The organism is Geodermatophilus sp. SYSU D01176, assembly GCF_054050015.1.
This window is the reverse complement of sequence record NZ_JBJGYN010000027.1, coordinates 49583-63419: the sequence shown is the minus strand read 5'-3', so window position 1 is coordinate 63419 and position 13837 is coordinate 49583. Positions and strand designations below refer to the sequence as shown.

Sequence of the window (13837 nt, the reverse complement as noted above, 5' to 3'; positions counted from 1 at the left end):
CCCCCCCCCCCCCCCCCCCCCCCCCCCCCCCCCCCCCCCCCCGCCCCCCCGCGGCGCCCCCCCCCCCCCGGCCCCCCCCCCCCCGCCCCCCCCCCCCCCCCCCCCCCCCCCCCCCCCCCCCCCCCCCCAGGGGGTGGGGTACGGGCCGGTTGGAGCGGGGTGCGGGCGGGTGGCTGTCGGTGGGGGTGGGTCTCGGGCTGGCTGGCGGCGTCCGGCGCGGGCAGCCGCTCGACCGGGCCGGCGACGCGGGTGACGGCGACCGCGCAGACCTTGAAGGCCGGCATCTTCGACGTCGGGTCGAGGGCGGGGTCGGTGAGCGCGTTGGCGCTGGAGCCCCCGCCCCAGTGGAAGGGCGCGAAGACGACGTCGGGGCGGATGTCGTCGGTCAGGTGCGCCGAGAAGCGGGCCCGGCCGCGGCGGGTGGCGAGCTCCACCACGTCGTCCGGGCCGATGCCGAGGCGGCGGGCGAGATCCGGGTGCAGCTCGGCGCGCGGCAGCGGGGCGATGAGCTGCAGGCTCCTGGTCCGGCGGGTCTGGGTGCCCGACTGGTACTGCGCCAGCACCCGCCCGGTGGTGAGCACGTAGGGGTACTCGCGGTCGGGCCGCTCGTGCGCCTCGACGTGCTCGACGCGGACGAAGCGCGCCCGCCCGTCGGGGGTGGCGAAGCGGTCGAGGAACAGCCGCGGGGTGCCGGGGTGCTGCGGGCCGCCGTCCGCCGGCGCCGGGCAGGGCCAGAAGACGCCCTGCTCTCCGTCGATCCGCCGGTAGCTGATGCCGGAGTAGTCGGCCGCTCCCCCGGCGCTGGCCCGGCCGAGCTCGGCGAAGACGGTCTCGGCGTCCCCGCTGAAGCCCGGCACGCCCAGTCGCTCCGCCAGCTGGGCGAGCAGCTGCAGGTCGTCGCGGACGCCGTCGGGCGGTTCCAGCGCGCGCCGACGGCGGAGGACCCGGCCCTCGAGGTTGGTCATCGTGCCGTCCTCCTCGGCCCACATGGCGCTGGGCAGGACGACATCGGCGAGCTCGGCGGTCTCGGACAGGAAGAAGTCGCTGACCGCGAGGAAGTCCAGGTCGCGCAGCCGGCTCATCACCCGCCGGGCGTCGGGCGCGGACACCGCGACGTTGGAGGCGAGCACCAGCAGCGTGCGCACGCCGCCGTCGGTGCCGAGGGCGTCGAGCAGCTCGAAGGCCGAGGGGCCCGGCTGCGGCAGGTCGTCGGGGTCGACGCCCCAGACAGCCGCGACGTGCGCCCGGGCGGCGGGGTCGGCGAGCTTCCGGTAGCCGGGCAGCTGGTCGGCCTTCTGCCCGTGCTCGCGGCCGCCCTGCCCGTTGCCCTGGCCGGTGACGGTCGCCCAGCCGCTGCCCTCCCGGCCGGGCAGCCCGAGGGCCAGCGCCAGGTTGATCCACGCCTGGGCGGTGTCGGTGCCGCTGCGGTGCTGCTCGGCGCCGCGGGCGGTCAGCACGATCGCCCGCGCCGCCCTCGCCAGCGCGAACACCGTGCGGCGCTGGTCGGCGACGGGGACGCCGGTCAGCCGCTCCACGCGGTCGGGCCAGTAGGCGGCCAGCCCGGCTCGGACGTCGTCGAAACCGGTGGTGCGCGCGGCGACGTACGCCTCGTCGACCAGCCCCTCGGCGATCGCGATGTGCAGCAGCCCGTTGGCCAGCGCCAGGTCGGTGCCCGGCAGCGGCTGCAGGTGGAGCGCTGCGTTGCGCGCGGTCGCCGTCCGGCGGGGGTCCACCACGACGTGCTGGGCGCCGCGCTCCCGGCCGGCGTCGAACCACTGCATCGCCGGAGGCATGGTGTCGGCCGGGTTGGAGCCGACCAGGACGACGACGTCGGCCGCGGCGATGTCCGCCAGCGGGAACGGCATGCCGCGATCGAGGCCGAACGCGCGGTTGGCGGCACCCGCCGCCGAGGACATGCAGAACCGGCCGTTGTAGTCGATGGCGCTCGTCCGCAGCGCGACCCGGGCGAACTTGCCGAACTGGTAGGCCTGCTCGTTGGTCAGCCCACCTCCGCCGAAGCAGCCGACCGCGTCCCGGCCGTGCGCGGCCTGGGTGTGCCGGATCGCGGCGACGACCCGGTCCAGCGCCACGTCCCAGCTCCCCTCGACCAGCGGGCTGGTGCGGTCGCCGGGGACGGCGCGGACCAGCGGGCGGGTCAGCCGCTCGGGGTGGTCCAGCAGCTCGGTCGCCGACCAGCCCTTGGAGCACAGGCCGCCGCGGTTGGTCGGGAAGTCGGCCGGCTGCAGCGTCGCCGGGCGGTCGCCGGCGGTCATCGTGACGCCGCACTGCAACGAGCAGTACGGGCAGTGGGTCTGCGTCGTCCGGGTGCGCGGGCCGGCCCCGGCGAGCACTCCGGGCAGGGCGGTCGCGGTCACGCCGACGAGGTTCCGGGGCGGCGGTTTCCCGGCCGCGGCATCGACGTCAAGCCTGCGTTCCGTCGGCCTCACGGCGTCCCGGCGGCTGTTGTTAGGCGGTGCCTACGCTGGCCGGGTGGCCGACCGCGTGATCTCCGTGCACCTCGGCGTCCCGTCGGTCCGCCCCGCCGAGCAGCGCGACGTGCCGCGGATCGCCGCCACCCTCACCCTGGCGCTGTCCACGTCGCGGTGGGCCCGCTGGGCGCTGCCGGACGACGGCCGGATCCAGCGGCTGACCCGCCTGGCCGAGCTCGACGCCGGCCACCGCGCGGTCTCGTCCGGCACCGGGTGGGTGACCGAGGACGTCACCGCCGTCGCCACCTGGGAGGCGCCCGCGGGCGCGCCGGGCACCCGGCCGCTGCCCGACGACGTCCGGACCGCGCTGGCCACCGAGCTGCCGCACATCGCCGGCTCCCGGTGGGACGCCGTCCGCCGGACGCGGGAGCTGGTCGACGCCGCCCGCCCGGCCGGCCCGCACTGGTGGCTGTCCCACCTCGCCACCCGGCCGAGCAGCCGGCGCCGCGGGTTCGGCACCGCGCTGCTGCAGCCGGCGCTCGACCGCTGCGACGCCGCCGGGCTCCCGGCCGCCACCGTCGTCCCGACCTGGGCCGGGGTGCGGTTCCTGCGCCGGCTCGGCTTCGAGGTCGACCGCGCGATGGACAGCTCGGACGGCGCCCTGTCGCTCTGGCTGCTGGTGCGCCCGCCGGCGTCCTGAAGACGTGTCGCGGGACCTGTCGATCCGGCGCGGGCTCGTTCGTACAGGGGGTGAGCGGCCGGTACGGTGCCGGCCGCTGGACCCGAGGAGATCGCCATGCCGCAGTACCTGCTCAGCCTGATCCAGCCCGACGGCCCGGTGCCCCCGCCCGAGGTCCTCGACCCGATCATGCGTGAGGTCGCCGCGGTGACCGAGCGGATGCGCGCCGCGGGCGCCTGGGTCTTCGCCGCCGGCCTGCACGCCCCGGAGACCGCCACCGTGGTCCGCCCCGCCGGCGAGGACTTCGTGGTCACCGACGGCCCCTACGTCGAGGCCAAGGAGCACGTCGGCGGCTTCACGATCGTCGAGGCCGAGGACCTCGACGCGGCCCTCGCCTGGGGACGCGAGGTAGCCCGGGCGACCACCCTGCCGGTGGAGGTCCGACCGGTCGCGAACCAGGGCCTCTGACGCGGTGCCCGACGTCCGCCTGCCGGAGGTGGAGGCGGTCTTCCGGGAGTCCTACGGACGCGCGGTCGCCGTCCTCACCCGCCTCCTCGGCGACATCGACGCCGCCGAGGAGGCGGTGCAGGACGCCTTCCTCACCGCCGTGCAGCGCTGGCCGGCCGACGGCGTGCCGCCCAGCCCCGCGGGGTGGATCGTCACCACCGCCCGCAACCGGGCCATCGACCGGCTGCGCCGCGAGTCCACCCGCACCGACCGGTACCGCGCGGCGGCCCTGCTCGCCGACCCCGGACCCCCGCCCGAGGAGGGCGCCGTGCGCGACGACCGGCTGCGCATGCTGTTCACCTGCTGCCACCCCGCGCTCGCGCCGGCCGCGCGCGTGGCGCTGACGCTGCGCCTGGTGGGCGGCCTGTCCACCGCGGAGATCGCGCACGCCTTCCTGGTGCCCGAGGCGACGATGGCGCAGCGGCTGGTGCGGGCCAAGAACAAGATCCGCGACGCCCGCATCCCCTACCGGGTGCCCGCGGAGGCCGACCTACCCGACCGGCTGGCCGGCGTCCTCGCGGTCGTCTACCTGGTCTACACGGAGGGGCACACGGCGTCGGCCGGCGACCGGCTGGTGCGCACCCACCTGTGCGCGGAGGCGGTGCGGCTGGCCCGCGAGCTGGCCGGGCTGATGCCCGACGAGCCCGAGGTGCTGGGCCTGCTGGCGCTGGTCCTGCTCAGCGAGTCCCGCCGGCCGGCCCGGGTCGCGCCGGACGGGTCCCTGGTGCCGCTGGCCGAACAGGACCGGTCGCGGTGGGACGCCGACCTGGTCGCCGAGGGCCAGGAGCTGGTGCGGCGCTGCCTGCGCCGCGGCGCCCCGGGGCCCTACCAGCTGCAGGCCGCCATCCAGGCGGTGCACAGCGACGCCGCCACCGCCGCGGACACCGACTGGGGTCAGGTGCTCGCGCTCTACGACCACCTCCTGGCCCTCACCCCGAGCCCGGTGGTGGCGCTCAACCGGGCGGTCGCGGTGGCCGAGGTCGAGGGGCCCGCGACGGCGCTGGCGCTGGTGGAGGAACTGGACCTGCCGCGCTCGCACCTGCTGCCCGCCGTCCGCGCCGACCTGCTGCGCCGGCTGGGCCGCGCCGCAGAGGCCGCCGCGGCGTACGACGCGGCGCTCGCGCTCGCCGGCAACGAGCGCGAGCGGGCGTTCCTCGAACGCCGCCGGTCCCAGGTCGCCGACTGACCCACGGCCACCGGCGGCCTCGCGAACCTCCGCCCTTGCTCACAGGTGGAAGCAGGGACGGAGGTTCGCGGGGGTACCTCCGTCCTCGGGTAGCGGGCAGCGGGTCCTGGTCCGACGAGGTCGGTGGACCCCAGCCGGGTGGGCGCGGCTCAGTCCCAGGAACGGCGCTGCTTCTTGAGCTCGCCGCGCTGCTTCTTGGCCTGGATGCGCCGCTCCTGCGACCCGCGCGTGGGCCTCGTGCGCCGGCGGGCCGCGGGCGGCGGGGCCAGCGCCGCGCGCAGGACGGCGGCCAGCCGCTCGCGCGCGGCCTGCCGGTTGCGCAGCTGCTGCCGGTGCTCGCCGGCCACGACGGTCAGCACGCCGTCGACCAGCCGGCCGGCCAGGCGTTCGGTCACCCGCTGCCGCTGGACGTCGCTCAGATCCGGGAGCTCGAGCGGCGCGACCGACAGCTCCACCCGCGAGTCGGCGGTGTTCACGCTCTGCCCCCCCGGGCCCGACGAGCGGGAGAACCGCCAGTGCAGCGCGGCCGCGGGCACGACGAGGGACCGGGTCACCGGCAGGTCCCCGGCGGCGTCATCGGTGGCGGCCACGTCCCCCAGTCTGGCGGCGCGGGTCCGCTCAGGCGGCGGCGGGCACCGGGTCCGGGCCGCCGGCCGCGCCGGGCCGGCAGCGCACCAGGCGGCACAGGGTCAGCCAGCTGCCGCGTCCGGCACCGTGCCGCTCCAGCGCCTGGACGGCGTAGGCCGAGCAGGTCGGCTCGAACCGGCAGCACGGCGGCCGCGTGGGGCTGACCTCGCGCTGGTAGACCCGGACGGCGGCCACCAGCCGGTCCCGCACCCGCGCGCCGCGCCGTCCGGTGCCGGCCGCGTGCACGTGCCGCGCCGTCGTCGGCACCAGGAACAGCCCCTCGACGCCGCAGCCGACCGCGTTGGCCAGACAGCACCCGGTGTTCAGCAGCAGCAGGTCGCGCAGGCACGAGCCGTCGCGGTCGTACCCGCGGCGCGGCCGGTAGCCGTAGCCGTACCGCGGGCCGTAGCGGCGGCCGTACCCCGGTCCGTGCCGGCGCCGTCGCGGGCCCCAGCCGCTGCTCCAGATGAACACCATGGCGACGATCCTCGGGGTGGCCGGCGGGCACCGCAGGCCGAGCGGGCGGGCACCATCGGGGCATGCCCGACTTCCCCCTCGCCACCGCGCTGGCCGTCGGGACCGTGGTCCTCGACGGCGGCCTCGCCACCCAGCTGGAGGCGCAGGGGCACGACCTGTCCTCGGCGCTGTGGTCGGCACGGCTGCTGCTCGACGACCCCGACGCAGTCGTCGCCGCGCACACCGCCTTCGCCGCCGCCGGTGCCCAGGTGGCGACGACGGCCAGCTACCAGGTGTCGGTGGAGGGGCTCTCCGCTGCCGGGCTGGACGCGGCAGAGGCCCGGCGGCTCGTCGTCCGCTCGGTCCACCTGGCCGAGCGCGGCGCCCCGGAGGCGTGGATCGCCGGGTCGGTGGGGCCCTACGGCGCGGCCCTCGCGGACGGGTCGGAGTACACCGGCGGCTACGCCGACGAGATCGGCGTCGACCGGCTCCGGCAGTGGCACCGGCCGCGCATGGAGTGGCTGGCCGAGGCCGGTGCCGACGTCCTGGCCTGCGAGACGGTCCCGGCGGCCGCCGAGGCGGAGGCGCTGCTGGAGGAGGCCGACATGCTCGGTCTGCCGGTGTGGCTGTCGCTCACCACGGTGGTGGACGGCGACGGCGTCGTGCGCACCCGCCGCGGCGAGCCGGCGGCGGAGGTCTTCGCGATGGCCCGCGAGGTCGACGCCGTGGTGGCGGTCGGCGTCAACTGCACCGACCCGGACGGCGTCCTCGCAGCCGTGACCGCCGCCACCGTCTCGGGCAAGCCCGTCGTCGTCTACCCGAACAGCGGGGAACGGTGGGACGCCGCCGGCCGCCGCTGGACCGGGTCCGCCGGCCTCTCCCCCGCCGACGCGCTGACCTGGGTGGACGCCGGGGCCCGGCTGGTCGGCGGCTGCTGCCGCGTCGGCCCGGCGGCCGTCGCAGCACTCGCCGCCGCGCTGACCACCGATGACCAGCTGAGCTGATCGTCCGGCGTCCTGGCTCAGCGTCGACGGTGAGCCAGGACGCGCGGCGGTGAGCTCAGCTGGTCATCAGACAGGCACCGCTCACAGGATCGGCTTGCCGCCGGTAACCGCCACGCGGGCGCCGGAGACGTAGGACGCCTCGTCGCTGGCCAGCAGCACGTAGACCGGCGCCAGCTCGGCCGGCTGCCCGGCGCGACCGAGCGGCACCTGCTGGCCGAAGCTCTCCACCTTCTCCTCCGGCATCGTCGCCGGGATCAGCGGCGTCCAGATCGGACCCGGGGCCACGCTGTTGGCCCGGATGCCCTTCTCCGCGTACATCTGCGCCAGGCTGGCGGTGAAGTTGGCGATCCCGGCCTTGGTCATCGCGTAGGCGATCAGGTTGGGGCTGGGGTTGTCGGAGTTCACCGACGACGAGTTGATGATCGACCCGCCGGACGGCATGTGCGGGATCGCGTCCTTGGTCAGCGTGAACATCGCGGTCAGGTTCACCGCCAGGGTGTGGTCCCACTCCTCGTCGGGGATCTCCTCGAGCGAGTCGTGGCTCATCTGGAACGCGGCGTTGTTGACCAGGACGTCGACCTTGCCGAACTCCTCCACCGCCTTCGGGATGATCGTCTTCTGGTGGGCCCGGTCGGCGAGGTCACCGGCGACGAGCACGCACTTGCGGCCGGCCTCCTCGACGTACTTGGCGGTGTCCTTGGCGTCCTCGTGCTCGTTGAGGTACGAGATCAGGACGTCGGCGCCCTCGCGGGCAAAGGCGATCGCGACGGCGCGGCCGATGCCGCTGTCGCCGCCGGTGATGACCGCCGCCTTGCCGGTCAGCCGGCCGGAGCCGCGGTAGCTCTCCTCGCCGTGGTCGGGCTTGGGGGTCATCTGCCCGAGGGTGCCGGGGACGTCCTGCTGCTGGGCGGGCTGGGACTCGGGGCGGGGTTCGGACACGGTCGTCCTCCATCGGTGCGGCGTCGGTACGGGCGCTCGCCTACCCGGGCCCCGGCGGCCGGAACCGGAGCGTCCCGACGGGAAGAGGGGAGCCGTCGGGCACGCTGTCCCCACGATGACTCTGTCCACCGCCCCCGGGACCGCCGCTCCTCCCCTGCTCGACGACCCGTCCGACCTGTCGGCGCTGCGGGCGCGCGGCGGCGACCCCGACGAGCTGTACACCAGCTTCGCCGCGTGGGCGGAGGCCGGCGGCACCGTGCTGTACCCGGCGCAGGAGGAGGCGCTGATCGAGCTGGTCAGCGGCGCCAACGTCGTCCTGGCCACGCCCACCGGGTCGGGCAAGTCGCTGGTGGCCACCGGCGCGCAGTACGCCGCGCTGGCCGCCGGCCGCCGCAGCTGGTACACCGCACCGATCAAGGCGCTGGTCAGCGAGAAGTTCTTCGCCCTGTGCGGCGTCTTCGGCGCCGAGAACGTCGGCATGCTCACCGGCGACGCCGCGGTCAACCGGGACGCCCCGATCATCGCCTGCACCGCCGAGGTGCTCGCCAACATCGCCCTGCGCGAGGGCGCCGACGCCGACGTCGGCCTGGTGGTCATGGACGAGTTCCACTTCTACGGCGACCCCGATCGCGGCTGGGCCTGGCAGGTGCCGCTGCTGGAGCTGCCGAAGGCGCAGTTCCTGCTGATGAGCGCCACCCTCGGCGACACCGGCTGGCTGCGCGAGGACCTCACCCGCCGCACCGGCCGGCCCACCGCACTGGTGGCCAACGCCGAACGGCCGGTGCCGCTGCACCACTACTACGCGACGACGCCGATGCACGAGACGATCCAGGAGCTGCTCGACACGAAGCAGGCGCCGGTCTACGTCGTCCACTTCACCCAGGCCTCGGCGCTGGAGCGCGCGCAGGCGCTGATGAGCGTCAACGTGTGCACCAGGGAGGAGAAGGCCGCGATCGCCGACATGATCGGCGGGTTCCGGTTCACCACCTCCTTCGGGACGACGCTGTCCCGGCTTGTCCGCCACGGCATCGGCGTCCACCACGCCGGGATGCTGCCCAAGTACCGGCGGCTGGTGGAGCAGCTGGCCCAGGCCGGGCTGCTCAAGGTCATCTGCGGCACCGACACCCTCGGCGTGGGCATCAACGTGCCGATCCGCACCGTGGTGTTCTCCGCGCTGTCCAAGTACGACGGCACCCGCACCCGGCTGCTCAACGCCCGCGAGTTCCACCAGATCGCCGGCCGGGCCGGGCGGGCCGGGTACGACACCGCCGGCACCGTCGTCGTCCAGGCGCCCGAGCACGAGGTGGAGAACCTCCGCCAGTTCGCCAAGGTCGCCGACGACCCGAAGAAGCGCCGCAAGCTCGTCCGCAAGAAGGCGCCCGAGGGCATGGTGCCGTGGTCCGAGGGCACCATGCGGCGGCTGGTCGAGGCCGACCCCGAGCCGCTCACCAGCAACATGCGGGTGTCGACGGCGATGGTGCTCGACGTCGTCGACCGCCCCGGCGACCCGTACGCCGCGATGCGCCGGCTGCTCACCGAGAACCACGAGCCGCGCAAGCGCCAGCTGCGGCACATCCGCGAGGCGATCGGCATCGCCCGCTCGCTGCTGCAGGCCGGCGTCCTGGTCCGGCTCGACCAGCCCGAGCCGGACGGGCGGCGGTACCGGCTGACGGTGGACCTGCCGCCGGACTTCGCGCTCAACCAGCCGCTGTCGACCTTCGCGCTGGCCGCCATCGACCTGCTCGACCCCGACTCGGAGACCTACGCCCTCGACGTGGTCAGCGTCATCGAGGCCACCCTCGACGACCCGCGGCAGATCCTGGCCGCCCAGCTGAACAAGGCCAAGGGCGAGGCCGTCGCGCAGATGAAGGCCGAGGGGATCGAGTACGAGGAGCGCATGGAGCTGCTCGAGGAGATCACCTACCCGCAGCCGCTGGCCGGGCTGCTCGAGCACGCGCTGGAGGTCTACACCCGGTCGAACCCGTGGGCGGCCGATGCGCACCTGTCGCCGAAGTCCGTCGTCCGCGACGTGTGGGAGAACGCCTACACCTTCCGCGAGCTGGTCAACGCCTACGGGTTGACGCGGGCCGAGGGCGCGGTGCTGCGCTACCTGTCCGACGCCTACAAGGCGCTGCGCTCCGGCGTCCCCGCCGCCGCCCGCACCGACGAGGTGACCGACCTCGTCGAGTGGCTCGGCGAGCTGGTGCGCCAGGTGGACTCCTCGCTGCTCGACGAGTGGGAGCAGCTCACCAACCCGGACCAGCCGCTGGACGCGCCTGTCGCCGTCCCGGTCCGCCCGCGGCCGCTGACCGGCAACGAGCGGGCGTTCACCGCGATGGTCCGCAACCAGCTGTTCCGCCGGGTGGAGCTGTTCGCCCGCCGCCGCTGGTACGACCTCGGCGAGCTCGACCGCGGCTCCGGCTGGGACGCCGACCGGTGGGGCGAGGTGGTGCAGGCCTACTTCGCCGAGCACGGCGAGCTGAACACGGGCGCCGACGCCCGCGGCCCGGCGCTGCTCATCTGGGACAAGGGCGAGCCCGGTGTCTGGCGGGTCCGGCAGATCCTCGACGACCCCGAGGGCCACCACGACTGGGGCGTCGACGTCGAGGTCGACCTCGAGGCGTCCGACGAGGAGGGCACCGTCGTCCTGCGCGTGGTGGACGCCGGCCGCAAGGACTGAGGAGCCCCTCTCCAGGCGGTCCCTCCACCCCTCACCGCGCCGGGGGCGCCGGGGCGAACCCGTGATCGACGCCGGAGGGGGCGGGCGACCTCGGACGGTGGGTTGGACCTGGTCCGACGCGGTCCGGCGAGCGGACGGGGCCGGCGCCTGTGACAAGCTCGGGCCGATGTCCGCATGACCGTGGTCGAGGTGCTGGCCGTCGCCGCGGCGGGGCTGGCCGCGGGCGCCATCAACGCCGTCGTCGGCTCGGGCACCCTGGTGACCTTCCCGGTGCTGCTGGCCGTCGGCCTGCCGCCGGTGACCGCGACCATCACCAACTCCCTCGGCCTGGTGCCGGGCAACCTCGCCGGGTCGCTGGGGTACCGCCGGGAGCTGGCCGGCCAGCGCCGGCTGCTGGTGCGGCTGCTGCCCGCCTCGGTGCTCGGCGCGCTGACCGGCGCCTTCCTGCTGCTGCACCTGCCGGCGAGCAGCTTCGAGGCGATCGTCCCGGTCCTCGTCGGGCTGGCCGTCGTCCTCGTCGCCGTCCAGCCGCGGGTGCAGCGGGCGCTGGCGCGCCGGCGGTCGGGAGACGAGCCGCCGTCCGGGATCGGCCCCGGCCGGATGGCCGCGCTCTTCGCCGGGGCGTACCTCACCGGCAGCTACGGCGGCTACTTCTCGGCCAGCCAGGGCGTGCTGCAGATCGGCGTCTTCGGGCTGCTGCTGCGCGAGTCGCTGCAGCGGCTCAACGCGATCAAGAACGTGCTCACCCTGGCGGTCAACGCCGTCGCCGCCGGGGCCTACGTGGTCGTGGCCACCGACCGCGTCGACTGGCGCGCCGCCGGGCTGGTGGCCGCCGGGTCCCTGCTGGGCGGGTACGTCGGCGCCCGGTTCGGCCGCCGGCTCCCACCGGCCGTGCTGCGCGCCGCGATCGTCGCGCTGGGGTGCGCCGCGATCGCGGTCCTGCTGACCCGCTGACCCACCCGGACCGGCCGGTGTCGGAGCGACCGCGCCGGGACGGCAAGCTTGACCCATGACCGGGAGTGCAGCCGAACGCTTCGACGGAGCCCTCGCCACCTCAGCACCCGACCTCGACGGCCCCGACCTGTTGCCGTCCCGACTGGCGCGGGCCTGCGCCACCGCCCTGGCCGTCGACGGCGCCGGGCTGAGCCTGCACGTCGGCATGCTGCGGACGCCCATCGGCGCCAGCGACGGCGAGACCACCCACGCCGAACGCCTGCAGTTCACCGTCGGCGACGGCCCCTGCCTGCGCGCGCAGGACAACGGCACGGCGATCGCCTTCTCCCTCGAGGACATCGCGCGCAACTGGCCGCAGCTGTGGGCCGCGCTGCTCAACGAGACCGGCTTCCGCGCCGTGCTCTCGGTGCCGCTGCCGCCGCCCATGGGACCGCTCGTCGTCCTGGACCTGTACGTGCGCGACCCCGCGACGCTCACCGGGCTGGACCGCGCCGACGTCCAGGCCGTCGCCCTGGCGACCACCCAGGAGCTGGCGCTCACGGTGACCGGGCCGGAGTTCCCCGACGACGGCAGCGGCTGGCTGGACGGGCCCGACGCCCAACGGCGGGCCAACGTCTGGCAGGCCATGGGGCTGGTCGGCCTCACCTTCGGGCTGGACGCCCCGGACGCCATCGCCACGATGCGCGCCTCGGCGATCGCCGCGGGCCGGGTGGTCGACGACATCGCCGAGGACATCGTCGCCGGCCGCCTCGTGCCCGCGGACCTGCAGGGCGGCCCCGACCGCGACGCCGGGTGACCGCTGCGGGGTTCGCCCTCCTCGTGCTGGCCGGCATCGGCGGAGGGCTCACGGGCAGCATCGCGGGCCTGGCGTCGCTGGTGAGCTACCCGGCGCTGCTCGCGGCCGGGCTGCCGCCGGTGGCGGCCAACGTCACCAACACCGTGGCCCTGGTGCTCAACGGCGTGGGCGCGGTGAGCGCCTCGGGACCCGAGCTGCGCGGCCAGGGACGGCGGCTGCTGCGGCTGACGGTCGGGGCGGTGCTCGGCGGCGCGGCCGGGGCGGCCCTGCTGCTGCTGACGCCGTCGGACGCCTTCGAGCGGATCGTGCCGTGGCTGATCGCCGGCGCCGCGATCGCGATGCTCCTGCAGCGGCCGCCGCGCGAGCTGGCCGAGCGGGGAGCCGCCGCGCACCCGACGCACCGGGACCCGTGGTGGCTGCCCGGGGCCGTCGCCGCCGTCGCGGTCTACGGCGGCTACTTCGGCGCGGCGGCCGGCGTCATGCTGCTCGCGCTGTTCCTGCTCTCGACCGGCGAGGGGCTGGCGGTCGGCAACGCGCTGCGCAACGTGGTGCTCGGTGCGGCCAACCTGACGGCGGCCGTCGGCTTCGCGGTGTTCGCGCCGGTGGCCTGGTCCGCGGCCGTGCCGCTGGCGGTCGGGCTGTTCGTCGGCGGGCGCCTCGGCCCGCGGATCGTGCGCCGTGCCCCGCAGCCCCTGCTGCGCCGGCTCATCGCCCTCGCCGGCCTCGGCCTGGCGGTGCACCTGGCGATCCAGGCCTACACCTGAGCGGCGGCCCGGACGCCGGGTGTCCCGGCGTCCGGGCGAGCGCTCAGGTGCTGACGTAGGCGGCCAGGAAGAGGACGAACGCGCTGGCCAGCAGCAGCAGCCGGGCTGGGGTCAGGCCGTTGATGAGGTTGGCCGTCGCCTCCACCCAGGCGGGCCGGATGCCCGCCTCGCGCGCGCCGCGGCGCACCAGCCGCACCTCGTCGGCGAGCAGCGCGCCCGCGGCACCGAGCATGCCCAGCCCGACGGTCAGGAAGACCAGGGCCAACCGCTCGCGGAAGGCCTCGGCGACGTCGCTGAGCAGCAGCACGACGACCAGGCCGGCGAGCAGGCCGGCGACCGCCCCAGCGACCGGCGCCCACGGACCCATCCGGGTCAGCGGGAACGCACTCCGGGGACCGATCCGCGGGCGGCGGGAGACGGGGGCCGTGGGCTGGACACCCTCCGGCGCCGGACCGGGCTCGGCCGGCTGCGGCGGCGCCGGCGGCGTGCCCACCGGGATGGGGCCGGTCGCCGTCGGGGTGGGCGGGACCGGCCCGGACGGCACGGGACCCGAGGGCACGGGGCCGGAGGGCGCGGCGCCGGCGGGCGCGGCGCCGGCGGGCGCGGCGCCGGAGGGTGTCGCGCCGGCGGGCGCGGCCGCCGGCAGCTCGGTGGTCACGGGGGACGACGGGGTGCGGGGTGCCTCGGACATCGCCGCCCACGCTAGGCGGCGGCGCCGACACCGGCGGGGAGGCCGGTCCGGGTGTCGACACCTCGACACGACGACACGACGACACGACGACACAGGGACCCTGGTCCCGGGACATCCGGACTAGT

General features: G+C 76.1%; 13 protein-coding genes. 8 read left to right on the top strand and 5 right to left on the bottom strand.

What is annotated here, in order from left to right; translation table 11 throughout:
• On the bottom strand, positions 1-2375 hold a 2375-nt coding region (locus ACI78Z_RS15420), incomplete at its 3' end, for a molybdopterin oxidoreductase family protein (protein ID WP_457037414.1).
• A 115-nt stretch (positions 2376-2490) separates the two neighbouring features.
• Here ACI78Z_RS15420 and ACI78Z_RS15415 point away from each other — a divergent pair.
• From ACI78Z_RS15415 to ACI78Z_RS15405, 3 genes are all read left to right on the top strand, one after another.
• The gene (locus ACI78Z_RS15415; RefSeq protein ID WP_457037413.1) at positions 2491-3129 is read left to right on the top strand and encodes a GNAT family N-acetyltransferase; all 639 of its coding nucleotides are present in this window, start codon (positions 2491-2493) and stop codon (positions 3127-3129) included.
• A gap of 96 nt (positions 3130-3225) precedes the next feature.
• On the top strand, positions 3226-3576 hold the full coding sequence (locus ACI78Z_RS15410) for a YciI family protein (RefSeq protein ID WP_457037412.1): 351 nt from the start codon (positions 3226-3228) through the stop codon (positions 3574-3576).
• A 4-nt stretch (positions 3577-3580) separates the two neighbouring features.
• The gene (locus ACI78Z_RS15405) at positions 3581-4801 is read left to right on the top strand and encodes an RNA polymerase sigma factor (protein WP_457037411.1); all 1221 of its coding nucleotides are present in this window, start codon (positions 3581-3583) and stop codon (positions 4799-4801) included.
• A gap of 149 nt (positions 4802-4950) precedes the next feature.
• Here the strand turns inward: ACI78Z_RS15405 and arfB are convergent, their stop codons facing one another.
• Together arfB and yidD are read right to left on the bottom strand one after the other, a co-directional pair.
• Entirely contained in the window at positions 4951-5391 is a 441-nt protein-coding gene (arfB, locus tag ACI78Z_RS15400; protein ID WP_457037410.1) for an alternative ribosome rescue aminoacyl-tRNA hydrolase ArfB, read from the bottom strand.
• Positions 5392-5419: 28 nt separating this feature from the next.
• Complete coding sequence (gene yidD / locus ACI78Z_RS15395; protein ID WP_457037409.1) at positions 5420-5905, bottom strand: membrane protein insertion efficiency factor YidD; 486 nt, start codon at positions 5903-5905, stop codon at positions 5420-5422.
• A gap of 62 nt (positions 5906-5967) precedes the next feature.
• On the opposite strand from yidD, the gene mmuM reads away from it, so the two are divergent.
• Positions 5968-6888, top strand: a complete 921-nt coding sequence (mmuM, locus tag ACI78Z_RS15390) for a homocysteine S-methyltransferase (RefSeq protein ID WP_457037408.1) — start codon at positions 5968-5970, stop codon at positions 6886-6888.
• A gap of 81 nt (positions 6889-6969) precedes the next feature.
• Here the strand turns inward: mmuM and ACI78Z_RS15385 are convergent, their stop codons facing one another.
• On the bottom strand, positions 6970-7827 hold the full coding sequence (locus ACI78Z_RS15385; RefSeq protein ID WP_457037407.1) for a glucose 1-dehydrogenase: 858 nt from the start codon (positions 7825-7827) through the stop codon (positions 6970-6972).
• A 115-nt stretch (positions 7828-7942) separates the two neighbouring features.
• On the opposite strand from ACI78Z_RS15385, the gene ACI78Z_RS15380 reads away from it, so the two are divergent.
• From ACI78Z_RS15380 to ACI78Z_RS15365, 4 genes are all read left to right on the top strand, one after another.
• Positions 7943-10507: a DEAD/DEAH box helicase gene (locus ACI78Z_RS15380; protein WP_457037406.1), complete on the top strand. Its 2565-nt coding sequence runs from the start codon at positions 7943-7945 to the stop codon at positions 10505-10507.
• A gap of 174 nt (positions 10508-10681) precedes the next feature.
• Positions 10682-11461, top strand: a complete 780-nt coding sequence (locus ACI78Z_RS15375; protein ID WP_457037405.1) for a sulfite exporter TauE/SafE family protein — start codon at positions 10682-10684, stop codon at positions 11459-11461.
• Positions 11462-11516: 55 nt separating this feature from the next.
• Positions 11517-12257 (top strand): hypothetical protein, encoded by a 741-nt coding sequence (locus tag ACI78Z_RS15370; protein WP_457037404.1) that lies wholly within the window; start codon positions 11517-11519, stop codon positions 12255-12257.
• Positions 12254-13021, top strand: coding sequence for a sulfite exporter TauE/SafE family protein (locus ACI78Z_RS15365; RefSeq protein ID WP_457037403.1), 768 nt, complete (start codon positions 12254-12256; stop codon positions 13019-13021). Before ACI78Z_RS15370 ends, ACI78Z_RS15365 begins: the two co-directional genes overlap by 4 nt.
• Positions 13022-13064: 43 nt before the next feature.
• On the opposite strand, the gene ACI78Z_RS15360 is transcribed toward ACI78Z_RS15365, so the two are convergent.
• Complete coding sequence (locus tag ACI78Z_RS15360) at positions 13065-13712, bottom strand: hypothetical protein (RefSeq protein ID WP_457037402.1); 648 nt, start codon at positions 13710-13712, stop codon at positions 13065-13067.
• Positions 13713-13837 lie beyond the last annotated feature (125 nt).